The following is a 26,325-nucleotide window of genomic DNA, read 5'->3' as shown; positions in this document are numbered from 1 at the left end:
CCAAGCCCGTGGCCGGCACACATGCCGAGCACGGGCCTTGCGGCGATCCATGGGGCCCGAAGCGGCCTTACTGGCCGTGGGTCTTCAGCACCTGGTCGCAGGCGGTGCTGATCTTGCTACGGTTCTGCTGCAGGCAGGCGAGAATGGTGAAATCGCCCTGATCGATCACGGCGCGGCAGTGACGCTGCACGTCGCGCGTGCAGGCCTTCTGCTCATCGGGTGTCCCGCGCGTCTGCTGCTGGGCGAAGGCGCTGGACGAGAGCGGGATCGACAACAGGGCAAGAGCCAAGAGAAATTTACGCATCGTATTCCTTCATTTCCGACAGCAGAAAATCTGTTCCCGAAAAGCGCTTCGGCATGGCCGGGACGGATTTTGGGGATTGCAGACGCCACGTAACGCGGCAATGGATTGACGACAAGCACCGTTAAATGCGGCTAAATTTGCGGCGCTGTAAACCCCTACATAAGTTATTGATTCGCAATGACGATTCGTGCCATCACTTTGTCGCGTTCGGCTATTGCGGATAGCAGTTGCGCAAAGCTACATGCCATCACGAAGCCGACGGTTTCTGATTCTGTTCGATGACAATATGGGCGCCGCGCGCCGTTCTGTCGTTTGAACCTAACATTCTTCGGTGACACTAAACCTTCGATGCGGCGAGACGCTTTCTTGCGTAGGAAGCGTTGATTTTGATGGGAAAATTCACGATGAAACGGTTTGGTTCCAGCCTTTATGGTCAGGCTCTCAGGGCTGTGGGCGTCGGCGCCGCACTGATGCTCTCTGCCTCCGCCGTCCACGCCCAGGCCAGCGGGCCGTTTGCCGGTTTTGCCGGCTCGTGGACCGGAACGGGCACGGTGGCGCTGTCCAACGGCACGACTGAACGGATTCGTTGCAAGGCGGATTACAAGGTCGCGCCGTCGGGCATGAGCCTGAAACAGTCCCTGCATTGCGCCAGCGACAGCTACAAGTTCGACCTCTCCAGCGACGTCACCAGCCAGGGCGACCGGATCTCCGGCAACTGGAGCGAGGCGAGCCGCAACATCTTCGGCAATCTGCAGGGCACCGCGGGCGGCGGGCGGATCGACGTGTTCGTCGAGGCGTCCGGCTTTGCCGCCAACCTGAACCTGCAGACCAACGGCTCCAAGCAGGTCGTGCAGATCGACTCCAAGGGCGAGATCCGCGGCGTCTCGATCACGATGACGAAGAGCTGACGCTCCCGGCCGATTGCACCCACAAGACACAAAGGCCCGGTTCCGAACGCTTCGGAACCGGGCCTTTTTGCTGCAGCTTTTTGCTTGCTCGTCGATCAGGCCTTTTCGATCGGCGCGGGCTGGCCGCCCCTGCCGCGGAGCTTTTGCGACAGGTTGATCAGGAACATCGAGGTCGGCCGCAGGATGAAGAGGTCCGCAACCAGGGCTGCGACCATCGAGAAGGCGCTGAGCCAGCCGAACAGGCGCAGCGACGGCAGGTCGGAGAACACGGTGACGACGAGACCGCAGGCCAGCACCACCGTGGTCAGGATCAACGCTGGGCCGACCAGGACGGTGGCGCGCTCCACCGCAAGTTCCGGCGTGACACCCGGCTTGGTCTCGAGCCGCAGGCGATTGAGGAAGTGGATGGTGGCGCTGAGGCCGAGGCCGAACGACACCGTCAAAGCCACCACGCTGGCGAATTGCAGCCCCTCCCCGAGCAGCCACAGCACCGTGCCCGACAGCACCACCGGGAAGATGCCCGGCAGGATGCAGGAGAACATCACCACGATCGAGCGGAATGCGAGCCCGATGAAGATCGCGACTAGCAGGAATTCGATAGTGAGGCCGTGGTTGAGCTTCTCGATCATGCTGGCGCTGTTGCGTGCGGCAATCACCGACAGACCCGTGACCGCGATCTCGTAGCCGGGATGCTCGGCGCGCACCTTGTCCAGCGAATGATCGAGCTTGTTCACCACCGGAAGCAACTGGCTCGAGTCCACATCCGGGACGCGGCCCGACACCACGACAGCATCCTGATTCTTGTCGATGAACCGGCGCACCAGGTGTTCGGGGATCAGGTCGACATATTCCTTCAGCGTCGCGACATCATTGCTGCCGGCCTTTTCGGCGAGCCAGCGCCGCAAGGTCTCCAGCGACCAGACGTTGCCGACGCCGGCAGAGTCCTCGACCATTGCATGGACATCGGCAATCGTCTTCAAGGTCTCCGGAGAGTACAGCGATTGCCCCTTGGGGAATTCGATCAGCACATCGACCGGATTGGCGCCGGTCAGCTTGGCGTCGAGCCGGCTCGACGCCGCCACCGCCTGCCGCTTGTCCGGCACCTGATCGGCGAGCCGGTAGCGCGGCTCGAGATTGGCGTAGATGATGCCGAGGCCGCCGACCACGATCAGCGCCAGCAGGCTGAACAGCCCGGGACGGCCGACCATGCGCACCGCGATCCAGTAGCAGAAATTGCGCAGCGCCTGCACGCCGGCATCCGCGCTCTGGAACTTGACCGCAAAGATCTTCTCGTTGCGCACGAACAGGACGCCGAACACCGGCACCAGCGACAGCACCGCGATCAGAGCGATGATGGTCGCCGCCAGCCCGGCCTCGCCGAACTTGCGGATCAGGTCGGAATCCGAGAACTGCAGCGCGATGAAGGAAATTCCGGCCGTGCCGTGCGTCAGCACGCAGGCCGGTCCGACCACCAGCACCGCATTCTTGAACGCGGTGAACTTGTCCTGCCCGGCGATCAGCCGGTCGCGCGCCGCGAATGTCAGCTGCATCGAGTCGGAGAAGCTGATCACCATGATGAGCGGCGTCATCACGTTGAGGAACATGTTGAGATTGAAATTGGCCCAGCCGAGGCCGCCGAGCGCGAGCAGGATCGCGATCATCGGCGGGAACGCCGCCGCCACCATGAAGGATATCTTGCGGAAGAAGATGATGGCGATGATGCAGCCGGCGAGGATGCCGAGGATGTTGTAGGTCAGGCCGTCGCGCTCGACCGCGTTGCGGATCTCGAGCTGCATGACCGGCACGCCGGACAATTGCGCATTGAGCCCGCTGCCGCCGAGGTCGTCGGCCATGATCTTCCTGATGTCGCCGACCACCTTGCTGAGCTTGTTGCTGCCGACCACTTCGGGCTCGAGCGACAGCACGATCAGCGCGAGCGTGCCGTCCTCCGACAGCAGCTTGCCGCGGATGATCTCGTTGCTTTTGACCGTCTCGACGAATTTGTCGTAGGCCGCGCCCTCGGGCAGCTCGTTCGGGAACAACGCCGCCGGCAGCTTGCCTCGCTCCGGCGCCTGGCGCGCGGAGAACAGCGACACCAGGCCGCGCACGCCCTCGACGAGTTGCAGATCCGTGACCATGTCACGCAGCTTGCCGAGATTGTCGCGCTCGAGCAGCGTCTTGCCTTCGACCACGACGAGCACGTCGAACTCGGTCGCCGGGAAGCGCTTGGTCACCGCCTCATACTGCTTGTAGTCCTTGGAGTCGGAGCGGAACAGCTGCGACAGCGAGTCGTCGATCTTGATCCGTTGCACGCCGAACACGGCGCCGATCAGCAACAGAACGAGGACGATGCAGGACAGGATCGGCGCCCGCATCGGGATCAGGCCGAGACGCTCGATCCCGAACGCGATGCTGAGGCCCGACCGCGGCTCTTCGATCTTCTCGACGTGGACCTGACTTTCGGAATTCTTTTCGAGCATGCCCTGTCCAGTTCTGAAAACGGCTCAATCTGTCTAGCTTGGGTCTAGGGGCGCGAATGAGGCGGGTGAGCGCAACTGATCGGCGCTAGTCCTTGAAAACACGCGAATATTGACCGGCGCCGGTTTTACCTGCCCGCCCCTTTGCTCGCAAGCGCGAGGGGCTGACCAAATCGACACGGAACCGCCGATCCCCGCCATTAAGTATCTGATTTGTCACACCCTGGTAGCGCATTCCTCGACGATCCACCGCCGCTTTCATCTTTCAACGCGACCCCTGTGATCTGGCGTGCCAGGCCCTCGCGCACAAGCCACGAAATCCTGAATGCGGCCTCCGCATAGCTCAGCCCGGCATGGTGGATGTTGGAGATGCAGTTGCGGTCGGCGTCGGTGAGACCGATTCGCGGCGCGAAGGTGAGATAGGCGCCGAGGCTGTCGGGAGCGGACAGGCCCGGCCGTTCGCCGATCAGCATCACCAGCATGCGCGCGCCGACGATGGCGCCGATCTCGTCACCGAGCGCGACCCGCGCGCCGGACGCTGCGATCACCGCGCCGGCGTCGATCTTGTCGGCCGCCAAGCGCGGCACGAGATGCCGAATCAATTCGACGGCATGCACATTGACCGCCGTGGGCGACAGGCCGTCACCGATCACGATGGCGCAGGGGCATGTTGTGATGCCGCAGGTCTCGAGCGACCGCCGCGACGCAGAATCCAGCATGCGCCCGAGATCGGGCCGCCGCAGATAGTCGCGCCGGCTGTGCGCCTGGCTCGATACCTCAAGCGGCGTGATGCCGAGGCCGGCAAGACCGGCCGCGATCCCTCTGACATCGAAGGCGGCGTGGACGGCGTCGCGGGCGCGGGCATGGTCGAGCGTGAACGACAGCAGCGCATCGGTCGGCAGGCTGGCCCCGGACCGGCCAAGGCCGACGCGCGCCGGCGTGAGCTCGCGCAGATCGGCAAGCGAAGGGGACAAGGGCGCCGGCGGTGTCGTCATGCTGTTATTCGGCGGGGACGGAAGCCTCGCGCAGCCGGATCGAGTAGTTCGAGGCGTTCTGCCGGCCGCTGGAGGCTGCACGCGCAAAGGTGATCAAATGATGCGCAACCAACGTCGCCGAGATCAATCCCTCGATGTCGCCGCGCTTGAGCCGGCCAAGCGCAAACTTCCAGAACACGCGCTTGTAGTCGCCGAGCACGCCGACCTTCCAGAAGATGTTGCGGAGCATGATCAGGCCGCGCCGGATGTTGGCCCAGCTCTTCATTTCCGGACTGACCGGCACCTTGATGCGATTGGCATAGGTGTAGTTGCATTGATGCAAATAGCGCGCGAACAGCCTTTTCGGCTCGTAGGCAACTTCCATGCATTTGCGCCAGGAACTGACCACGTCCTCATAGGGCAGCAGGAACTCGACATTGGAGTCGCGGCCCTCGTCATCGATCAGCCGCCCGGCTTTTTCGAGCCGATCCCACAATGGCGTCTTCGGCAGCGCCTGCAGCAGGTTGATGGTGAGCAGCGGAATCCGCGACTCCTCGACAAAGGAGAGCAACGCGTCGCCGGTCTGGGGCTTGTCGGTATCGAGCCCCATGATGATGCCGGAGACGACCTCCATGCCGAACGAATTGATGGTGCGCACGCCCTCGAGGATCGGAACCATCATGTTCTGATCCTTGTGCATGGCCTTCAGCGCGTCGGGATCGGGCGTCTCGATGCCGACGAAGATCGTCACGAAGTAGGCTTCGCGCATCTTCTCCAGGATCTCGGGACGCTTGGCGATGTTGAGCGTCGCCTCGCAAGCGAGGCGCGTGACATATCCGGTCCGCTTCTGCCACTCGATCAGGTGCGGCAACAGCTCGCTCGCGGCCTTACGGTTACCGATGAAATTGTCGTCGACGAAATACACGGTGTCGGTGGCACCACAGGCGCGCAGCTTGTCGAGCTCGGCGATGATCTGCTGCGGCGACTTCAGGCGCGGATTGCGGCCATAGAGCCCGGGGATGTCGCAGAACTCGCACTGATAGGGGCAGCCCGAGGAGAACTGGATGCTGCCGAGGAAATACTTCTTGGTTTCGGCGAGCTCATAGGCCGGCAGCGGGAATTCCGTCATCGGCAGCCGGTCGATGGTTTTAAGCACCACCTGCTCGTCGGGACGGCTGGTATCATCAGCCAGACGCTTGATCAGCTCATTGGTCGCATCGCCGAGCTCGCCGACGTGGAGGTAGTCGAATGAGGGATAGTAGTCCGGGCAAGCACTGACCGACGGGCCGCCGATCGCGACCACCAGGTCATGGTCATGCGCGCGATGGCAGATGTCGTTCATCTGCTGGCGCTGGATATGCATACCGCTGACGAACACGGCATCCGCCCACTCGAAATCCTCCGCCGTCGCCGGACGCAGATTCTCGTCGACGAAACGGACCGGCCAGTTCTCGGGAAGGTATGCGGCGATCAGCAGCAGGCCCTGCGGCGGCATGAACGCCTTGACGCCGTCAGTGAGGGGGTAGGCGTGCTCGAAGGTCCCAAACGACGACGTATAGCGCGGAAAAACGCAGAGGATACGTCGTACTGTCTCTATGCCCTCAGCTCTCATCAAGCGACCCCGAAGCACCGGCAAATCTAACCACGGCGCGGAACGCTGGGCCAGAAATTCTTCAACATTGTGGCACTACTTAACGTCATAACGACGAGATAGTTGCTCTGCAGAATTTCGCTATCCCCCTCAGGTCAGGAGCCTGGCAGCGAGGTCGGGCAGCCGCTCCGCATCGGCCACGAGGCGGAAGTCCTGCCCGGCAAGGCCGACGCGCGCGAGCCAGTCGTCGAATTCGGGGGCCCGCCTCAGGCCGAAAAGGTCGCGGACATAGAGCGCATCGTGAAACGATGTCGACTGATAGTTCAGCATGACGTCATCCGCGCCCGGCACGCCCATGATGAAGTTCACGCCGGCGGCCGCGAGCAGCGTCAGGAGATTGTCCATGTCGTCCTGATCCGCCTCGGCGTGGTTGGTGTAGCAGACGTCGATCCCGAGCGGCAGGCCGAGCAGCTTGCCGCAGAAGTGATCCTCGAGCCCGGCGCGGATGATTTCCTTGCCGTCATAGAGGTACTCAGGACCGATGAAGCCGACCACGCTGTTGACGAGCAGCGGATCGAACGCACGCGCCACCGCATAGGCCCGCGCCTCGCAGGTCTGCTGGTCGACCTGGTGATGAGCATTGGCGGACAGCGCTGAGCCCTGCCCGGTCTCGAAATACATCACATTGTCACCGACCGTGCCGCGGCGCAGCGACAGCCCGGCTTCCCGGGCCTCCCGCAGCAGCGAGAGGTCGACGCCGAAACTGCGATTGGCCGCCTCGGTGCCGGCGATCGACTGGAACACGAGATCGACCGGCAGCCCCTGCCCGATCAGTCCGAGCGTGGTCGTGACATGGGTCAGCACGCAGCCCTGCGTCGGAATCTCGAGCCGCGTGATGATGTCGTCCAACAGCCGCAGCAGGGTGCCGATGACCTTCGGATCGTCGCTCGCCGGATTGATGCCGATGCAGGCATCGCCCGCTCCCAGCAGCAACCCGTCGAGAATCGAGGCGGTGATGCCCTTGGGATCGTCGAAGGGATGGTTCGGCTGCAGCCGCGTGCTCATTCGCCCGCGCAAACCGATGGTGTTGCGGAAGCGGGTCGTGACCTCGCATTTCTTCGCGACCAGGATCAGATCCTGGTTGCGCATCAGCTTCGACACCGCCGCAACCATCTCTGGCGTGATGCCGCGCGAGATCTTCTTGATCGCTTCCCCGCTGGCGGCATCCGACAGCAGCCAATCGCGGAATCCGCCGACGGTGAGCGACGACACCGGCAGAAAGCCGGCAACGTCGTGGCTGTCGAGGATCAGACGGGTGACTTCGTCATCCTCATACGGGATGACAGGCTCATCGAGGAATTGCTTGAGCGGAACATTGGCCAGCGCAAGCCGCGCTGCGATCATCTCCTCCGCGCTGTCGGCGGCGATGCCGGCCAAGCGGTCGCCTGAACGCGGCGGCGAGGCCTTGGCAAGCAGGATGCGCAGATCGTCGAATGCGTAATTGGTGGCGTCGATGGTGTGACGATAGAGCATGGGGGTTCGTCGCGGGCTGGGCAGCGCAATCTAGCACCTCTTTGCGAAAGGCGTGCCATCGGCTTCGCCCCGCGTGCCGGCGCCGTTGGCGGTGATCGCGGCGCATCACCGGCACGGAAGCGAGCCACGAGCACCCGCCAGACTCAATGCAGCCCATAAGGTATTGAGATTATTTACGGATTTTAACGGTTGCGGCGACACAAAACTCACCCGTTAAGAAATTGTCCATGAAAATTTTGCATAAGCTTTAATCGGCCGAAGGTACTCCCCGGCCTCTTGGAGTGCCCCGCAATGCCCGCCCCCGTCACATTCTCCATCTCCATGTCCCGGCCTCCAATGGCATCCCGATTCTCGCTTGCTGCCAGGCTGTACTCGACGTTTGCGCTGATTGCGGCGCTGACCGCGGCCATCACCTTCCTCTCCGAATACAATGCGCGGCGCAACGCCGAGCTGACCGAGGCCGTCGACCTCGCAAGCCGTGCCGCGCTCAATGTCGAGCGGGTCAATTCGCTGGTCTATGCCGTGGTGATGGAATCCCGCGGCATCTACATGTCGACCGATCCGGCGGCGGTGAAGAAATACGGCGCCGGACTGCTGGCGTTCAACGAACGTATTCTCGGCGTGGTCAAGAACTGGGAAACCCTGGTGCAGGCCGACGACGCCGCCCAGTTCGCGGTGTTCAAGAAGCGCATCGAGCAGTTCATCGATTTCCGCAAGGAGTTGGTACGCCGCGGCATCGAGATCGGCGCCGCAGCCGGGCGGGAGTGGGGCGACAACGACGCCAACCGCGACGTGCGCACCGCGCTGAACAAGGATCTCGAAGCGCTCTCCAAAGTCTATGCCGAGCGCAGCAAGAAGCTGGCGCGCGAGACCGACACCAACCGCACGATGGCGCTGGTGCTGACCGGCCTCGGCGCCCTGGCCTTGATTGTGGTGGTACTCGGCGTGCTGATCATCGCCCGCTCGGTGGCCCGGCCGCTGTCGCAGATCACCATGACGATCAAGCGCGTCGCCGAGGGCACCGACCATGTCGAAGTACCGCATGTCGGGCGCAGCGACGAGATCGGCGCACTGGCACGCGCCATCAAGGTCTTCCAGGAGGCGATGGACCGCAATCGCAGCCTCAACGCGCAGGTCGTACAGGATTCCGAGGCGCGCGACGCGCGCGGCCGGCATATCGAGACCTTCGTCGAAGCGTTCCGTGGCACGATCGGCGAGGTGCTCCGCGCGGTGCACGACAACGCCGCGACGATGCGTCAAACCGCGCAGACCATCGCAACCGTCGCGTCGGACGCCAGCGGCCGCGCGGTGGCGGCGGCAGGCGCCACCGAACAGGCCTCGAGCAACGTCTCCGCGGTGGCGGGCGCAGCCGAAGAACTCTCCGCCTCGGTCGAGGAGATCGGCCGCCAGGTCAAGCAGTCGTCCGGCGCAGTCGATCAGGCCGGTGCGCGCACCGACCGCTCGATCACCGAGATCGAGGGCCTTGCCGCCACCACCCAGCGCATCGACGGGGTGCTGAGCCTGATCCAGGCGATCGCCGAGCAGACTAACCTGCTCGCCCTCAACGCCACCATCGAAGCCGCCCGCGCCGGCGATGCCGGCCGTGGCTTCGCCGTCGTCGCGCATGAGGTCAAGGCGCTGGCCGGCCAGACCGCGAAGGCAACCGCCGAGATCAGCGAGAATGTGGGCCTGATCCAGGCCTCGACCCGCAACTCGGTGGCCGCCGTGCGCGAGATCGGTCAGGCGGTGCGCGAGATCAGCAACGTCACCGCGAACATCGCGAGCGCGGTCGGCCAGCAGGACGCGGCGACGCGCGAAATCTCCGCCAATGCCCAGATGGCCGCCCAGGGCAACGAAACCCTGGTCACTAATGTCGGCTCGCTCCGCGATGACATGGACCAAACCAGCAAGGCGGCGGAATCGGTGCTCGCGGCCTCGAACGATCTGACCACAACTGCCGAGACGCTGTCGCGCGAGGTCGAGCAGTTCTTCCGCAACCTGCGCAGCGACGCGGCCGACGGCCTGCAGCGGACCGGAACCTGAGCGGCGATCTGGCGGGGCCCTGCGACAGGGCCCCGGCAATCCGGATGGTTAAGACTCTCCCAACGCACGGACACAAATTGCCTCCGCTTCGGGTCGCATTTCTCAATTTGATGCCTCCATAGAAAAGCGTCGCTGCGCGAGGGCGCGGGGAAGTGGAACCGAGCAATGAACGGGCTTTTGCTAAAGCCGAAGGCAGTGCCGACCAAACGGCTCCTTGCGCTCGGGATCGGCCTCGTTCTCTGCTTTTCGGCGATCTGCGCATCCATCCTCTGGGAGATGGCGGGCAAGGACTATCAGCATGCGAAGCAAGGTGCGACCAACCTCGTCGCCTCCATCGCCAGCGAGATCGACCGCAACATCGACCTCTACGACCTCTCGCTCCAGGCGGTCGCCGACGGCGTCAAGCTGCAGGAGCTCGGCAAGATCAGCCCGGAGCTTCGCCAGGTCGTGCTGTTCGACCGCGCCGCCACGGCCAAGGACCTCGGCTCGATCCTCGTGCTGAATGCGGCGGGGGACGTCACGCTCGATTCCAAGTCAGTGACGCCGCGGGCCGCAAATCTCGCCGATCGAGACTTCTTCCGGGCACATCAGACGCGAGCGGACAGCGGGCTGTTCATCAGCGCTCCGTGGATTACCTCTGACGGCGAATATCTGATCAGCCTCAGCCGCCGCATCAACAATGACGACGGTTCCTTTGCCGGCGTGGTCGCGGGCAGCATGCGACTCAGCTATTTCCACAATCTGTTTCGCAAGCTGAACTTCGGCTTCGGCGACAGCATGGCGCTGTTCAACAGCGATGGCGTCATACTGATGCGCGCCCCGTTCGACATCAGCAAGATCGGGCAAAGCATCAAGGACTCTCTGGTCTTCAAGCAATTTCCGGCACGACAATCCGGCTCCTACATCACGAAATCGATCGTCGATCATGTCAGCCGGCTCTATGTTTTCCAGGCGGTCGGACACAATCGCCTGCTCATCGCCGAGGGTCTTGCGCTCGACGGCATCTATGCCGACTGGTGGCAGCAGCTCTGGCTGATCGGCAGCGTGGTGGCAGCGCTCTGCGGCTTCTCGATCGTGCTGATGTTCTACCTGGTGGCCGCTCTCAAACGGCGGGCCGCCGCGGAAGACCGGCTCGCGCACCTCGCGAACACGGATGCACTGACAGGCCTCGCCAACCGCCGCCGCCTTGACGATACCCTTGACGTAGAATGGCGCCGTGGCATGCGCGCAAAGGCGCCGGTCTCGCTTCTGATGATCGACGTCGATCATTTCAAGATCTACAACGACACCTACGGGCATCAGGCCGGCGACGCCGTGCTCACCACCGTGGGACGGTGCATCGCAAGCAGCGCCAAGCGTGCAACTGATCTCGGTGCCCGCTATGGCGGCGAGGAGTTTTCGGTGTTGCTGCCGGGCATCGGCAAGGCGGGCGCCCTGGAAATTGCCGAACGGATCCGCACCAAGCTGGCGGCCGCGCGGGAATCCGAGCCTGAGTTGCCGACCGTCAGCATCGGATTGTCCTGCCTCGTCCCGGACCACGAGCGCACATCGCGCGATCTGCTCAAGGCCGCGGACCTTGCGCTCTATCAAGCCAAGCGTGAAGGCCGCGACCGCGTCATCGTCAGCCCGATCGGGTGGGACAAATCGGGCAAGCGGCACGTCGCCTGATCGCGACCGCATTGGCGCGGTCGAGCGCGCCGCGCGCCCATCCCGGCTCACCCCACCGGCAGCACGTCGACCGCAACGGCGACCTTCTGCTTGCGCGCGCCGACGATGACGCCATCGACCGGCGAGACGTCGGCAAAGTCGCGGCCGATGGCGAGAATGATGTGGTCGCTCCCGACCATCAGATCGTTGGTCGGGTCGAACCCGACCCAGCCGAGCGCGCTGCCGCACCAGACCGAGACCCAAGCATGGGTGGCGTCCGCGCCCTGCAGCCGCGGCTGGTCCGGCGGCGGAATGGTGCGCAAATAGCCGCTGACATAGGCCGCGGGCAGGCCGAGGCCGCGCAGCCCCGCGATCATCACATGGGCAAAGTCCTGGCACACGCCATGTCGCTTTTCGAACACGTCGCGAAGCGGCGTCGAGATCACGGTCGCCTTGGGATCGTATTTGAAGTCGTTACGGACGCGGCGCATCAGGTCGGCCGCCCCGGTGAGGATGCCGCCACCGGGCAAAAAGCTCGCGGAAGCGTAGGCCGTCACCGGCCGCAGCACCGGCACCAGCGCGCTGGCAAAGACGTAGCCGACCGGCGAGGCCGCATCGAGGCTCAACGCCTCGAACGCGTTGTCACGCACGTCTTCCCAGGGCGGACTGGCGGCGTCGCGCGCCGGCGGCTGCCGCGCCACCGAGACCCGCGAGCGGGCATCGATGCGCAGACTGCGATGCGCGGTCTCGATCAGGACGCTTTCAGTGAGCGTGCCGAAGAAGTCGCGCCTTGCGGTGCGTTCCGCGGGCCTCGGACGGATCTCGACCGAATGCGAGATCAACTGCTGCCCGTCGCCAGTGACCGGCTCCAGCCGCAGCGAGCAGCGCGCGAAGCTGACCTGGGTCTCGTAGCTGTAGGTCGTGACGTGACGGATGTCGTAGATCACGCCAGCCCCGTGAGCTTCTCCGGCCGGCTGGCATTCGGTCCGTGCGGGAAATAATGCAGCCCGATCGCGTCGGCGAGGTTGAGCAGATCCTGCTCCAGCGCGAACAGCGTCTTGACGTCGAGGCTCGAGGCTTCAGCCGTTGTGAGCATTGCCTCGACCGCGACGGCAAGACGCTGCGGCCGCTCGATCAGGCCATGCTCCTTCAGGCTCGGCAGCGCGGCAACATGCTCGTTCAGCGCCGCGACCTGGAATGCGACCGAGCGCGGATTATAGGGGTCGAGCACCGCCAGATCGCGCACCGGTGCGAGCAGCGGCTGCACCAGATAGCGCGAGCGATAAGTGATCTGGCAGTCGACCAGCGTGAGCAGAACGTCGAGATCCTCATCACCGGCTTCGTCATATGCGAACTGACGGGCAAAGCGCGTGGTGTTGACGGCGCGCTCGGCGCGACGGCCCATTTCGAGGAAACGCCAGCCGGCGGCGCGGTTCATGTTTTCCTGCGCGAGGCCGGCGAAGCTCGCGAGCTCCTGCAAGGTCAGTTCGGCGGCGCTGACGACGCCGTCATCGTCATGAACCTCGATGGCCAGCCGATCAGCCATCTCGGTGATGACCTGCCAGGCGTCCGGCGACAGCCGCTCGCGGAGCGAGGTCGCGGTGCGCTGCGCGGATCGCACCAGCGACAGCGCCGAGCCGAATTTCTCCTCGCTTTGCAACGCTTCGAGCGCGACCTTGGCGAGATTGGCGCGCGCGGTCTGCGAGGCCGCACCCCAGGCGACCAGCATGCGCTGGATGCGCTCGGCCGAATGCATCGCCGGCGCCGAGCCGTTCGAATTCGCGCGCGCAGGATCGCGCAGCGGCGTGCATAGCGCGCGGATCAGCCGGATGGTGGCCTCGGCGCGCTCCAGATAGCGGCCGAGCCAGAACAGATTGTCGGCGGCGCGGCTCGGCAGCACGCCGGCGATGCGGCGGATGCGGACGGTGTCGACCGCCGGCAGCAGGGTCGAGGTCTCAACCGCCTTGTCGGAGACCACCCAGACGTCGGCGGACACCGCGCCATCGCCCATCGACACCGCGCGCGCGTCGGCCCGATCGGCAATCCGGCAGAAGCCGCCGGGCAGCACAGTCCAGCCGCTCGGCGTCGCCGCCGCGAACACCCGCAACACGAACGGACGCGGCGCGATGCGACCGTTCTCCCATACCGGCGTGGTCGACAGCCGCACGAGCTCCTGACCGACATAATCGATGCCGCGATGGCTGATGGCATCCTTCAGGCGGTCGCGGTCCGCTGCCGACAATTCGCCCGGGAGCACCGGTCCGTTGCCGGGAAAATCCGCAACGCCGCGGCCATAGGCGCCTTCGATCGCGAACTCGTCGAGCCGCGACAGCACCTCTTCGCGGGCGGATTTCTGGCCGCACCACCAGGTCGCGATGTGCGGCATCATCAGGTCTTCAGAGAGCAGGCGCCGGCACAGATTGGGCAGGAAACCGAGCAGCGCCCTCGCCTCCATCACGCCGGAGCCCGGCATGTTGGTGACCACGACGCCGCCCTTGCGCAGAACCTCGACAAGCCCGGGCACGCCGAGATAGGAGGACGCGTCGAGCTCGAGCGGATCGAGCATGTTGGAATCGACCCGGCGCAGCAGCACGTCGAGCCGCTTCAGCCCGGCGACGGTGCGGATGTGGACGCGGTCGCCGGAGACCGCGAGATCGTCGCCCTCGACCAGCAGGAAACCGAGATAGCGCGCCAGCGTGGCGTGCTCGAAGTAGGTCTCACTGAACGCGCCGGGCGTCAGCAGGCCGATCCGCGGCTCGTCGCGATCGGCGCTGGCGCGCAGCGAATCGCGGAACGCCTCGAAGAACGGCGCGACGCGCTCGACATTCATCGACTTGTAGAGATTGGAAAAGGCGCGCGACAGCACCAGGCGGTTTTCCAGCGCGTAGCCCGCGCCCGACGGTGCCTGCGTGCGATCGCCGAGCACCCACCAGCGGCCGTCAGGCCCGCGGCCGATGTCGGCGGCATAGAGATGCAGATAGCGGCCCCCCGGCGGCTTGATGCCGCTGACCGCGCGCAGATACTCGCTGCTGCCGGCGATCGCCGCGGCAGGGATGGCGCCGTCCGCAACGAGGCGGCCTTCGCCGTAAAGATCGGCCAGCACCATCTCCAGCAGCTGCGCGCGTTGCGCGACACCGGCGGCGAGCTGGCGCCAGTCCGCCGCGTCAATGATCAGCGGCAGATGGCTGAGCGGCCAGATCCGGTCGGAAGTGTCGCCCGGCGCGCGATAGGTGACGCCGGCCTCATGCAGATGGCGATCGGCGGAGGCGAAGCGGCGCTCGATATCGGCCGGCGACAGCGCGGCAAAGGCGTCGAAGAAGCGGGCCCAGACCGGCCGCGGCGCGCCGTTGTCGGCAATATACTCGTCGGGAATGCCGGGCAGCCGGACATAGTCGCGGGTCCACTGCGCCATCCGGCGCTGACCGGGACGGGCCCTGCTCTCCTGACTGCTGCCTTGACTATTGCCTTGGCCACCCGATGCGGACATTCCACTTCCCCTTGACACAATTAGTGCAGGAGCGGCGTCCGCAAGTCGAGGGTCAAGGGAAACTCAATTGTGCGTTCCTCCGGCGGCGTCTCGATCTTGCCGGGGGTATGGCCGTGCTCCTGGAAGCGCGCCAGCCGCCGCGCCTCGGCCTCGTAGGAATTGACCGGCTTGGTCTCGTAGTTGCGGCCGCCGGGATGGGCGACATGATAGACGCAGCCGCCGAGCGAGCGTCCGTTCCAGGTGTCGATCAGGTCAAACGTCAGCGGCGCATGCACGGGAATGGTCGGATGCAGGCCGGAGGCCGGCTGCCAGGCCTTGAAGCGGACACCGGCGACCGCCTCGCCGGCACGGCCGGTCTCGGTCATCGGCATCCGTCTGCCGTTGCAGGTGATGACATGGCGCCCATCGACGAATCCGGTCGCCTTTACCTGCAGCCGCTCGACCGACGAATCGACGTAGCGTACGGTGCCGCCGGAGGTGCCCTCCTCGCCCAGCACATGCCAGGGTTCGAGCGCCTGCCGCAGTTCGAGACCCACGCCACCATGATGAACGCGGCCGAAGGCGGGGAAACGGAATTCAAGTTGCGCCTGGTACCATTCCGGCTCGACGTCGTAGCCGGATTGCTTGAGCTCGGCGAGCACGCCGAGGAAATCCTCCCAGAGGAAATGCGGCAGCATGAAGCGGTCATGCAGCGCGGTGCCCCAGCGCACGAACCGGCCCTGTTGCGGCTCACGCCACAGCTTTGCGATCAGCGCGCGGATCAACAGTTGCTGCGCCAGCGACATCCGCGGGTCGGGCGGCATTTCGAGCGCGCGGAATTCGACGAGGCCAAGCCGGCCGGTCGGGCCGTCGGGCGAATAGAGCTTGTCGATGCAGATCTCGGCGCGATGGGTGTTGCCGGTGATGTCGACCAGGATATGCCGAAACAGGCGATCGACCAGCCACAGCGGCCCATCCATGCCCGGCGGCGGCACGTGCGACAGCGCAATCTCCAGCTCATAGAGCCCGTCATGCCGCGCCTCGTCGATGCGCGGCGCCTGGCTGGTCGGGCCGATGAACATGCCGGAAAACAGGTAGGACAGCGACGGATGCCGCTGCCAGTACAGCACGAGGCTCTTCAACAGATCGGGCCGGCGCAGGAACGGTGAATCCTCCGGCCTGCTGCCGCCGACCACGATGTGGTTGCCGCCGCCGGTGCCGGTGTGGCGGCCGTCGATCAGGAAACGGTTGGCCCCTAACCGCGTCTTGGCGGAGTCCTCATAGAGGCCGAGCGTGATGTCGACGGCCTCGCGCCAACTCTGCGCCGGCTGCACGTTGATCTCGATCACGCCGGGATCCGGCGTCACCTTGATTACCTCGATGCGCGGATCGAAGGGCGGCGCGTAACCTTCGACATGGACTTGCAGCTGCAGCTCCTCGGCGGCGGCTTCGATCGCTGCGATCAGGTCGAGATAATCCTCGACCTTCTCGACCGGCGGCATGAAAGCGCACAGTACGCCGTCGCGAACCTCGATCGACATCGCGGTGCGCACCGGCAGCGGCTCGGGAATCTCCTTCAATGCCTGCTGCAGTTCGTCGGAAAGCGCATCGCGCGGCGCCATCGGATCGCGCTCGACGACGTAGGGATAATCGTCCGGCGTGACATATTCGAGCGAGGTGATCGGAAGCCGCAAGCCCAGCGGCGAGTCGCCGGGCGACAGGAACAGATGGCTGCGCCGGATCTTCCAGCGCTCGCTGCGCCAGCGTGCCGGCACGCGATCGCCTAGCGGGCTCCAGCGCTGGATCGGCAGCACGTAACCTTTCGGCGTGGTCAGCCCCTCATCGAACACCCGCGCCATCCGGGCGCGCTCTTCCGGATCGGTCAGCTTGGAATTCGCTGGGCTGACATTGGCCGGCAGGCCGGCTTCACGCTGCAGCCAGAAGGCGGGGTCTTCATAAGCCGGCATGGCATAGTCGGCGCCGAGACCAAGCTTGGTTGCTGCCACTTCGACGAAACGCTGGGCCTCCGCGATCTCGGCCCTGCGCGAATTCTCGATGCCGGCGATCAGCTCGGCATTCTTCCAGATCGGCTTGCCGTCCTTGCGCCAGTAGAGACCGAACGCCCAGCGCGGCAGGCTCTCGCCGGGATACCATTTGCCCTGGCCGTAATGCAGCAGGCCGCCGGGGGCGAACCGCGTGCGCAGCTTGCGGATCAGTTCATCGGCAAGCGTCCGCTTGGTCGGACCGACCGCGGCGACGTTCCACTCCGGCGATTCCAGATCGTCGACCGAAACGAAGGTCGGCTCGCCGCCCATGGTCAGGCGCACATCGTCTTTCCTCAGGTCGGCATCGACCTGCTCGCCGAGCCGGTCGAGCCGCGCCCAGGATTCATCGGAGAATGGTTTGGTGATGCGCGGCGCCTCGCCGATGCGCTTGACGCTCATCTCGAAGCCGAACTCGACATTGGCAACGCCCGCGGTGCCGGTCACCGGCGCGGCCGAGCGATAGTGTGGCGTGGCGCAGACCGGGATGTGGCCCTCGCCGGTCAGCATGCCGGAGGTGACGTCGAAACCGATCCAGCCCGCCCCCGGCAGATAGACCTCGGCCCAGGCGTGCAGGTCGGTGAAATCGCTCTCGACCTCGCGCGGCCCCTCGAGCGGATCGATGTCCGGCCGCAGCTGAATGAGATATCCGGAGACGAAACGCGCGGCGAGCCCGAGGTGGCGCAGCGTCTGGATCAAGAGCCACGCCGAGTCGCGGCAGGAGCCGGAGCCCGCGGCAAGCGTCTCCTCCGGCGTCTGGATGCCGGCCTCCATGCGGATGACGTAGCTGATCTTCTTCTGCAGCTGCGCGTTCAGCTCGACCAGGAAGTTGACGGTGCTGTCAGCCTGGCGCGGAATCTCCTTCAGGTAAGCCGCGAGCAGCGGCTCGGCCTCATCGGTCTCGAGATAGGGCGCGAGCTCGGTCTTGAGATCGCCGGGATATTCGAACGGAAAGCTGTTGGCAAAGGGCTCGACGAAGAAGTCGAACGGATTGACCACCGTCATGTCAGCGGTGAAATCGACCTCGACCTTGAGCTCGGTGGTCTTCTCTGGAAAGACGTAGCGCGCCAGCCAGTTGCCCTGCGGGTCCTGCTGCCAGTTCACGAAGTGATTGGCGGGCGTGACCTTGAGCGAATAGCTCGTGATCGGCATGCGCGTATGCGGCGCGGGCCGAAGCCGCATGGTCTGAGGCCCGAGATCGATCGGCCGGTCGTATTTGTAGCGCGTGACGTGATGCAGTGCGACTGATATCGACACGGACCGAGGGCTCCAGCAGCTTTTTTGAGCAGAACACTGCTGCCGGTCGACATCAAGCACTAACAACGGGCACGGGGTGCCCAAGGTAAGGGCGCGATCCGTAGCCCTGATGGAGCGAAAGCGAAATCCGGGGTCTTCATCCGCAAGAAGAGTCCCGGATTGCGCGGAGCCTTTCATCGGGCGCGCATTCGCGCGACCCGTTGGCTTCATCCGGGCTACGCGATTGCTAGCGGCCGATTGCGCCGGATACCTGCGAAGCAAGCTGCTCGGCGAGCATATGATAGCCCTCGGGGGTCAAATGCACACCATCGGGCTGATGGGGGAGTCCACCCAGCATCCCGTTAGGGAGCATGATCACCGCGATGCCACGGGCGCTGAGACGACTTTGGATATCCGCGGTCCGGTCAGGCCTGCCCTTGCGCCGGTCATTGCCGCCTGGCTGCAAAATAACCGCACGGGTCCCGTTCGGGACGGCGCGGTCCAGGCGTTGCAACATCCCTTCCGTGGTGTCGCCGTTGATGCCGGCGTTCACGATGCGGACGCTCAATCCCTTCGCCCGCAAGATCGCTTCGAGCTGCGCGGGATAGGCCTGGTTGCGCGCCACGCCCTTGCCGTAGGTATTGCTCGCGCCAAGCGCGACTATGGTTGCGGCGTCAGCCGAACCGGCGCCGAGGCTCAAAGCGGCGAGAAATGTGATGCATCCAACAATTCCCAACCAACGCGCGCGCATGCTTCCTCCGTCCCATCCGTAGCCCGGATGGAGCGCAGCGTAGTCCGGGAAGCTTCATTCGCCAACGTACTTCCTTGTCGTCCCTGCGAAAGCAGGGACCCAGACCGCGTGGTCCTAATGATGAAAGACGATGGCAGACGCCTCGCACATCACTACGGCCGGTGGTTATGGGTCCCAGCTTTCGCAGCGACGACGGCGGAGTGAAAGGCTAGATCGTGGCTCTAAACTACATCGTCGCGCCCAGCACCCACGGCGCGAATTCAGCGCCGCCGAAGTCAAAGCTCTCGCTCTTGGTCGGCTGGCCCGAGGCGGTCTTGAGGATGAGGTCGAAGATGCGCTGGCCGCATTCCTGCACGCTCTCCTCGCCGTCGAGGATGGTGCCGCAATTGACGTCCATGTCGTCTTCCATCCGCTTGTACATCGGCGTGTTGGTGGCGAGCTTGATCGACGGCGCCGGCTTGCAGCCGAACACGCTGCCGCGGCCGGTGGTGAAGCAGACGAGGTTGGCGCCGCCCGCGACCTGCCCGGTCGCGGCGACCGGGTCGTAGCCGGGCGTGTCCATGAACACAAAGCCCTTCTTGGTGACGGGCTCGGCGTAGTTGAGGACGTCGACGAGGTTGGTGCTGCCGGCCTTGGCCATCGCGCCCAGCGACTTCTCAAGGATGGTGGTGAGACCGCCGGCCTTGTTGCCCGGGCTCGGATTGGCGTTCATTTCGGCGCCCTCACGCTGGGTGTACTCCTCCCACCAGCGCATCAGGCCGACCAGCTTCTCGCCGACCTCGCGGCTGACGGCGCGGCGAGTCAGCAGATGCTCCGCGCCATAGGTCTCGGGCGTCTCCGAGAGGATCACGGTGCCGCCGTGACGGACCAGCAGATCGCTCGCCGCGCCGAGCGCCGGATTGGCGGATACGCCGGAGTAACCATCCGAGCCGCCGCATTGCAGCGCCACGGTGAGCTCGCTCGCCGGCACCGCCTCGCGCTTGACCTTGTTGGCATCGGCGAGCGCCTCCTTGACGAAGGCAACGCCGGCTTCCACTGTCTTGCGGGTGCCGCCGACCTCCTGGATGTCCATCGCGCGCAGGCGACCGGCGAGCTTCTGCTCCTGCATCAGGCCGCCGATCTGGTTCACCTCGCAGCCGAGGCCGAGCACAATGACGTTGGAGAAATTGACGTGGCGCGCATAGCCGCCGAGCGTGCGGCGGAGCAGCGCCAAGGGCTCGTCCTGGGTCATGCCGCAGCCGGTCTTGTGGGTCAGCGCGACGACGCCGTCGACATTCGGGTAATCGGCGAGCGGATTGTCGCTGGTGAACGGATTCTTCTTGAACATGTCGGCCACGATGCCGGCGACATGGGCGCTGCAATTCACCGAGGTGAGGATGCCGATATAGTTGCGGGTCGCGACGCGGCCGTCGGCGCGGCGGATGCCTTCGAATGTCGCCGGCAGATCGAAGTTCGGCACCGGCTTGACGTCGGCGCCATAGGCATAATCCTTGGCGAAATCGCCCATGCCGCAGTTCTGCGTATGCACATGCTGGCCGGGCGCGATCGCCTGGGTCGCAAAGCCAATGATCTGGCCGTAGCGCCGGATCGGCTCGCCTGGCGCGATCGGCTTGATCGCGACCTTGTGGCCCGCTGGAATGCGATCGACCGTGGTGACGCCCTCGGTCACCTCAAGCCCCGGCGGCAGGCTCGCGCGCGCGATCAGGACGCTGTCGTCGGCGTGCAGGCGGATCACTTGTGCCGAGGCCATGGGAGTTCTCCTTGGTGTCTTCTTCACCTCTCCCCGTCCTTTACGGGGAGAGGTCGGATCGCGTCAGCGATCCGGGTGAGGGGCGAGGCACGATGTCACTTACAACGATGGTGCTCGCCGGATAGAGGCCCCTCACCCCAACCCTCTCCCCGCATCCGCCTTCGCCCGAAGCCGGGCTTCGGCGGACAAGAGAGCGGGGCGAGGGAGCAGAGCTAAAATCGCGGACAGAACTTACGCCTTGCCGCCGGACTTCTCGCGGGTCGCGTTGACCTGCATCTTGGCGTAGACCTGCATCAGGCCGACCTCGTTCGACAGCGTCACGAGCTTGAAGCCCATGTTGATCGCGCGCACCGCGCCCTCGGCGCCCGAGCAGTGGATGCCCGGATTGAGGCCGCGCTTGCCGCATTCCTTGATGATCTTCTCGTAGATCTTGAGGATCTCCGGCTCATCGCGATCGAGCTTCGGCACCAGACCGTAGGAGAAGCCGAGATCGGACGGGCCGATATAGACGCCGTCGATGCCTTCGACATCGAGGATCGCTTCCATGTTCTCGACCGCGGTCTTGGTCTCCATCATCGGCAGCAGCACGATCTCGTCGTTGGCGGTCTGCTGATAGGTGCCGGCCGAGCCGTACATGCCGGCGCGGATCGGGCCGTTGGAGCGCACGCCCTTCGGCGGATATTTGGCGTAGGAGACGAGGTTCTTGGCTTCCTGCGGTGTGTTGACCATCGGGCAGATCACGCCGTAGGCGCCGCCGTCCAGCACCTTGCCGATGATGCCGGGCTCATTCCAGGGCACGCGGACCATCGGCGTCACCGGATGGGCATGCATCGACTGGAAGCACTGCACCATCGATTGATAATCCTGCACACCGTGCTGCATGTCGACGGTGACGCTGTCGAAGCCGCATTGCGCGATCACTTCGGCGGAGAATCCCGAGGGGATCGCGAGCCACGCGTTCACCACCGCCTTGCCCGATGCCCAGACTTGCTTGACCTTGTTTGCCATTGATCGCGTTTCCCTTTGCGGTTTATTGGGGGGACGAGCTTTCAGCTGGTCGCCCGCTGGATAGAAACTTCGCTGACGCCGACTTCGCGCGCGGTATTCACTATCGCCGCCCAGGTGTCGTCAGGCAAGGGGATGCCGTTCCTGGTGCGATCGGCACGGGTTTTCCGCTCGGGATCGCCCGGAATCAGCACGGACTCCGTGCCCGCGATCGGCTTCGTGGCGCGGATGAAATCAGTGTAGCGGGTGATTTCGCCGTCGAAGAAATTGCTGGTGTCGATCACCTTGGGGTCGATGTAGAACGCCATCATGCCGTTGGCGAAGCGCCGGTCCGACGACGTCGCGCCGGTGCCGGTCAGCGCGCCGCCGAGCAGTTCGCAGATGAAGGCGAGACCCGAGCCCTTGTGATCGCCGAAGGCGCGGATCGCGCCAGTTCCCTTGGTGTGGTCGCGCGGTCCGTCCGGCGTGTACGGACCATACAGCACGTGCGGATCCTCGCTCAGTGTGCCGTCGGCATCGACGAGCGCGCCGGGCGGCAGCTTCTTGCCGCCGCGGCTTGCCACCAGGCACTTGCCCTCGGCCACAACCGAGGTCGCAAAATCGAGCACGATCGGATCCTGGCCCTGACGTGGAATGCCGACGCAATACGGCGCCGTGGACAGGCGCTTCTCGACGCCGCCGTAAGGCGCAACCAGCAGCGAGCCGGCCGCGGTCACGAAATGAATTGAAACAAGGCCTTCGGCCGCGGCCATCTCGGCCCAGTCGCCGACGCGGCCGAGATGACCGGAGTTGCGCAGCGCGACCGCGGCAAGCCCCGCCTTCTTGCACTTCTCGATGCCGAGCTTGACCGCAACCGGCGTGACGGTCTGCCCATAGCCGAACTTGCCGTCGACCACCGCGAGCGACGGCGTGTCGACCACCACCTCGGGGGTCTGGTTCGGCACGATCGAGCCCATCTTCTTCCACCTGACATAGACGGGCACACGGATCACGCCGTGGCTGTCATGCCCGGTGAGGTTCGCGGTCGTCAGATAGGTCGCGATGCGCTTCGCCTCTTCCGGAGAGGACTCCGAATGGGAAAACACCTCGGACACGAAGTTGATGAGATTATCGACCTTGATGGTGACCATGAAAAACCAGCTCGCTCAGTAAAGCACGGGACGTTGTCAGGCGTGGGTCTTGGCGTGGCCGCCGAGATAGGCCGCGGCGATGGCCTCATTGCCCCACAATTCGTCGGGCTTGCCGCCCAGCACGATCCGCCCCGTTTCCAGGACAAAGCCATGATCGGCGACCGAAAGTCCCATGCGCGCATTTTGCTCGACGAGCAAGACCGTGGTGTCCTTCCTGATCTGCGAAATGATGCGGAACACCGCCTGCACGATGACAGGCGCCAGCCCGAGCGACGGTTCGTCGAGCAGCAGCAGCCGCGGCTTGGCCATCAGGCCGCGCGCCACCGCGACCATCTGCAGCTGGCCGCCGGACAGCGTCCAGCCGAGCGCGTTGGAAAAGGCGCGGATGTCCGGGAACAGGTCGAACATCGCGTCGGCCTCGCGCGAGATCTGCGACGCCGGCACCTTCCGGTTCGACGCGCCGAGCATGATGTTCTCTTTCACGGTGAGGCCCGGAAACACGCGGCGGCCTTCCGGCACGTGCGAGATGCCGAGCCGGACGATCGCTTCCGGCCCGAGGCCCGCGATCGAGTGGCCGTCGAACATAATGTCGCCGGAGGCGGGCTTGGCGAGGCCTGAGATCGCGCGCAGCGTGGTCGACTTGCCGGCGCCGTTGGCGCCGAGCAGCGTGACCACCTGGCCCTGCTCCACGGCGATGGTGACGCCGCGCAGCGCTTCGATCTCGCCGTAGCGGACCACGAGATTGCGGATTTCGAGCAGCGGCATCATTCGCTCCCGAGATAGGCGGAGACGACGTCGGGATGGCGCAGCACCGCCATGGACTCGCCGTCCGCGATGCGGCGTCCGAAGTTCAGCACGGTGATGTGCTGGGCGGCTTCCGACACCAGCGTCATGTCGTGATCGATGATCAGGATGGTGAGGCCCTGGGCAGCGATGCGCTTCAGCAGCTCATGCAGCTCCAGCTTCTCGGTCGAGTTGAGACCGGCCGCCGGCTCGTCGAGCAGCAGCAGCGTCGGGTTCGACGCCAGCGCCCGCGCGATCTCGATCAGGCGCTGGTGGCCGTAGGAGAAGCTCGAGATCAATTCGTTGGCGCGGTTACCGAGCCCGACGAAGGTCAGCGCCTCCATCGCGCGCTCGGTCAGCGCGTCCTCGCCCTTCCCGATCATGGTGTTGCCGGGCCGTTCGGCGCCGATCTCGACATTCTCCAGCGCGGTCATCGAGCGGAACAGGCGGATGTTCTGGAAGGTGCGTCCGAGGCCGGCCGCCGTGCGCTGATGCGGCGCCATATTGGTGATGTCGGTGCCGTCGAGCACGATCCTGCCCGCGGTCGCCTTGTAGAGACCGGACAGCACGTTCAGCGTCGTGGTCTTGCCGGAGCCGTTGGGTCCGATCAGCGCATGCACGCTGCCGCGCTTCACCGCGATATCGACGCCGTCGACCGCCTTGAGGCCGCCGAAATGCTTCGAGAGTCCGGTCACCTCGAGCACGATGTCGCCGCCTGACGTCGCGGGCTTGAGCTGCAAGGCCGCCGCAGCCGGCGGCGCCTTGGTGTGCGCACGCCAACGCGTGAATGCGTCCGACACAAAACCCCAGATGCCGTCGGGCATGAAGCGGATGATCAGGATCACGAACAGGCCGTAGATCGCCAGATAAAGTCCTGGCACGCTCTTCAGGAAGCGCAGCCATTCCGGGATCAGGATCAGGAGGCCCGTACCGATCACCGAGCCGATCGGCGAGGCCACGCCGCCGAGCAGCGACATGGTCAGGAACACGATCGATTCCGCGAACGAGAACTGGTCCGGGCTGACATAGGCGAAGCCGCCGGCGAACAGGCCACCGGCCAGACCGCCGAGCAACGCGCACAGCCCGAAGGCGTAGATCTTGGTGCGGAACACGTCGATGCCATTGACGCCCGCCGCAAGCTCGTTGTCGCGCACCGCGCGCATGGCGCGGCCGAGCTTGGTATCAGGCAGATGCCAGACTAGATAACCGACGATCGCGAGCATCGCGACGCAGAAGGCCAGGTAGCTCTGCGAGGACTGGAACAGCTCCGGTCGGCGAATGTTGGCGACGCCGTCCGGCCCGTGGGTCACGCCGATGGCATTGATCATCACCAGCGTCACGATCTGCTGGAACGAGATCGTCACCATCGCAAGGTAGTGCCCGCCGAGCCGCAGCGTCGACATGCCGAGGAACGCGCCGGCGATCAGCGTGATCGCGCAGGCGCCAACCAGGCAGAGCCAGAAGTTCAGGTGCAGGTCCGCGGTGCCGAGCCCGACCACATAGGCGCCGAAGCCGAAGAACGCGGCCTGCGCCAGGTTGATCTGGCCGCACAGGCCGAGCACGACCGACAGCCCGAACACCGCGATCGAGAAGGTCGTGGCCTGCAGCAGGATGTTGAGGATGTACCCGTCGAACCGCATGCCGGCGGCGAGCGCCACCAGCACCGCGGCGCCGATGAAATACGGCAGATGACGGATGATCAGCGGCTTCGAGCGCACGGCCGGCGCGGGGATCATGTTGTCGCTGACGCTCATGCTTTCTCCGCGACACGTTCGCCGAAGATGCCCTGCGGCCGGAACACCAGGAAAGCGATCAGCACCAGGAAGGCAAAGCCGTCCTTGTAAGGCACCGAAATATAGGCGGCGCCGAACGTCTCGATGACACCGAGCGCGAGGCCACCGACGATGGCGCCGGCAACGTCACCGAAGCCGCCGATGATGGTCGCGGCAAACGCCTTCAGCGCAATCGTCGAGCCCATCTGGATCGAGACGAACAGCACCGGCGCCACCAGGATGCCGGCGAGACCGCCGAGCACGGCCGAATAGATGAAGGTGATCATGATCATGGTGGAAACGGAAATGCCGAGCAGCGAGGCCATTTCCTTATCCTGCGAGGTCGCCTGCAACTTCTTGCCGAGCAGCGTCTTCTCGAAGAACCAAAAATTGAACAGCACCAGGAGGATCGTGACGCCGATGATCAGAAGATACTGGCTGTCGAGATAGACCGGGCCGAGCTGAATGCCGGGCGTATCGAACCAGCCCTGCAGCACCTGCGGCTGCGGGCCGTAGATCGCAAGCACCGAGTTCGACAGCAGGATCGAGGCGCCGATGGTGGCGATGATTACGGGCAGATAGGTGCGATTGCGCAGCGGATAATAGACGCCGAGATTGAAGATGACGCCGAACAACGCCATGCCGGCGAGCGCGATCAGGAACGACAGCCAGTAAGGCCAGCCGAGATCGACCGAGAACACCACCATCAGATAGGCGGCGACCATCGAGAACTCGCCTTGCGCGAAGTTCACCACGTTGGTGGCACGGAAGATCAGCACGAAACCGAGCGCGACCAGCGCGTAGACCGCGCCGATGCCGATGCCGGTAAAGAGCAGTTGGAGGACGAGATCCATGACGAGCGCTCGATCTGAAAATTGTGTCGCGGGCGAACGGCCTCTCCGAGGTGGCCCGG

18 protein-coding genes are annotated in these 26,325 nt (G+C 64.8%); 3 read left to right on the top strand and 15 right to left on the bottom strand.

The annotated features are described in order from the left end of the window. Window positions 1-67: 67 nt before the first annotated feature. The gene (locus ACVIHF_RS07305) at window positions 68-304 is read right to left on the bottom strand and encodes a hypothetical protein (RefSeq protein WP_092083335.1); all 237 of its coding nucleotides are present in this window, start codon (window positions 302-304) and stop codon (window positions 68-70) included. A gap of 404 nt (window positions 305-708) precedes the next feature. Here ACVIHF_RS07305 and ACVIHF_RS07300 point away from each other — a divergent pair, with 404 nt between their 5' ends. Further along, the gene (locus tag ACVIHF_RS07300) at window positions 709-1,212 is read left to right on the top strand and encodes a hypothetical protein (protein ID WP_028331723.1); all 504 of its coding nucleotides are present in this window, start codon (window positions 709-711) and stop codon (window positions 1,210-1,212) included. 95 nt (window positions 1,213-1,307) lie between these two features. On the opposite strand, the gene ACVIHF_RS07295 is transcribed toward ACVIHF_RS07300, so the two are convergent. The 4 genes from ACVIHF_RS07295 to ACVIHF_RS07280 all read right to left on the bottom strand — a co-directional run bounded on the left by ACVIHF_RS07295 (window position 1,308) and on the right by ACVIHF_RS07280 (window position 7,787). After that, entirely contained in the window at window positions 1,308-3,692 is a 2,385-nt protein-coding gene (locus ACVIHF_RS07295) for an efflux RND transporter permease subunit (RefSeq protein WP_225641687.1), read from the bottom strand. Window positions 3,693-3,889: 197 nt separating this feature from the next. Continuing rightward, window positions 3,890-4,684 carry an ethanolamine ammonia-lyase subunit EutC gene (gene eutC, locus ACVIHF_RS07290; RefSeq protein ID WP_253609591.1) on the bottom strand — a complete coding sequence of 265 codons (795 nt, stop codon included), beginning with the start codon at window positions 4,682-4,684 and terminating at the stop codon, window positions 3,890-3,892. 4 nt (window positions 4,685-4,688) lie between these two features. Then, window positions 4,689-6,275, bottom strand: a complete 1,587-nt coding sequence (locus ACVIHF_RS07285) for a B12-binding domain-containing radical SAM protein (protein WP_057015704.1) — start codon at window positions 6,273-6,275, stop codon at window positions 4,689-4,691. A gap of 129 nt (window positions 6,276-6,404) precedes the next feature. Then, window positions 6,405-7,787, bottom strand: coding sequence for an ethanolamine ammonia-lyase subunit EutB (locus ACVIHF_RS07280; protein WP_253609592.1), 1,383 nt, complete (start codon window positions 7,785-7,787; stop codon window positions 6,405-6,407). 336 nt (window positions 7,788-8,123) lie between these two features. Here ACVIHF_RS07280 and ACVIHF_RS07275 point away from each other — a divergent pair, with 336 nt between their 5' ends. Further along, the gene (locus ACVIHF_RS07275; protein WP_253609593.1) at window positions 8,124-9,830 is read left to right on the top strand and encodes a methyl-accepting chemotaxis protein; all 1,707 of its coding nucleotides are present in this window, start codon (window positions 8,124-8,126) and stop codon (window positions 9,828-9,830) included. Between the two features lie 165 nt (window positions 9,831-9,995). Further along, complete coding sequence (locus tag ACVIHF_RS07270) at window positions 9,996-11,498, top strand: sensor domain-containing diguanylate cyclase (RefSeq protein ID WP_253609594.1); 1,503 nt, start codon at window positions 9,996-9,998, stop codon at window positions 11,496-11,498. A 47-nt stretch (window positions 11,499-11,545) separates the two neighbouring features. On the opposite strand, the gene ACVIHF_RS07265 is transcribed toward ACVIHF_RS07270, so the two are convergent. The 10 genes from ACVIHF_RS07265 to ACVIHF_RS07220 all read right to left on the bottom strand — a co-directional run bounded on the left by ACVIHF_RS07265 (window position 11,546) and on the right by ACVIHF_RS07220 (window position 26,266). After that, complete coding sequence (locus ACVIHF_RS07265) at window positions 11,546-12,424, bottom strand: transglutaminase family protein (protein WP_253609595.1); 879 nt, start codon at window positions 12,422-12,424, stop codon at window positions 11,546-11,548. Continuing rightward, window positions 12,421-14,964, bottom strand: a complete 2,544-nt coding sequence (locus tag ACVIHF_RS07260; protein ID WP_253609596.1) for a circularly permuted type 2 ATP-grasp protein — start codon at window positions 14,962-14,964, stop codon at window positions 12,421-12,423. The genes ACVIHF_RS07265 and ACVIHF_RS07260 overlap by 4 nt, the downstream gene beginning before the upstream one ends. Before the next feature lie 20 nt (window positions 14,965-14,984). Further along, window positions 14,985-18,242 (bottom strand): transglutaminase family protein, encoded by a 3,258-nt coding sequence (locus tag ACVIHF_RS07255; RefSeq protein ID WP_253609597.1) that lies wholly within the window; start codon window positions 18,240-18,242, stop codon window positions 14,985-14,987. A gap of 226 nt (window positions 18,243-18,468) precedes the next feature. Continuing rightward, window positions 18,469-18,972, bottom strand: a complete 504-nt coding sequence (locus tag ACVIHF_RS07250) for a GDSL-type esterase/lipase family protein (protein WP_253609598.1) — start codon at window positions 18,970-18,972, stop codon at window positions 18,469-18,471. A 226-nt stretch (window positions 18,973-19,198) separates the two neighbouring features. Continuing rightward, window positions 19,199-20,722, bottom strand: a complete 1,524-nt coding sequence (locus tag ACVIHF_RS07245) for a UxaA family hydrolase (RefSeq protein WP_253609599.1) — start codon at window positions 20,720-20,722, stop codon at window positions 19,199-19,201. A gap of 231 nt (window positions 20,723-20,953) precedes the next feature. Further along, window positions 20,954-21,730 carry an HpcH/HpaI aldolase family protein gene (locus ACVIHF_RS07240; RefSeq protein WP_018270573.1) on the bottom strand — a complete coding sequence of 259 codons (777 nt, stop codon included), beginning with the start codon at window positions 21,728-21,730 and terminating at the stop codon, window positions 20,954-20,956. A gap of 41 nt (window positions 21,731-21,771) precedes the next feature. Then, window positions 21,772-22,857, bottom strand: coding sequence for a malate/lactate/ureidoglycolate dehydrogenase (locus tag ACVIHF_RS07235; RefSeq protein WP_253609600.1), 1,086 nt, complete (start codon window positions 22,855-22,857; stop codon window positions 21,772-21,774). A gap of 36 nt (window positions 22,858-22,893) precedes the next feature. Beyond that, window positions 22,894-23,622 carry an ABC transporter ATP-binding protein gene (locus tag ACVIHF_RS07230; protein ID WP_057015754.1) on the bottom strand — a complete coding sequence of 243 codons (729 nt, stop codon included), beginning with the start codon at window positions 23,620-23,622 and terminating at the stop codon, window positions 22,894-22,896. Further along, window positions 23,622-25,394 (bottom strand): branched-chain amino acid ABC transporter ATP-binding protein/permease, encoded by a 1,773-nt coding sequence (locus ACVIHF_RS07225; RefSeq protein ID WP_253609601.1) that lies wholly within the window; start codon window positions 25,392-25,394, stop codon window positions 23,622-23,624. Before ACVIHF_RS07225 ends, ACVIHF_RS07230 begins: the two co-directional genes overlap by 1 nt. Then, window positions 25,391-26,266, bottom strand: coding sequence for a branched-chain amino acid ABC transporter permease (locus tag ACVIHF_RS07220; protein ID WP_016841141.1), 876 nt, complete (start codon window positions 26,264-26,266; stop codon window positions 25,391-25,393). Before ACVIHF_RS07220 ends, ACVIHF_RS07225 begins: the two co-directional genes overlap by 4 nt. Window positions 26,267-26,325: the final 59 nt, after the last annotated feature.

It is taken from the genome of Bradyrhizobium sp. USDA 4506 (assembly GCF_054058795.1).
This window is presented reverse-complemented; position numbering and strand designations above follow the sequence as displayed.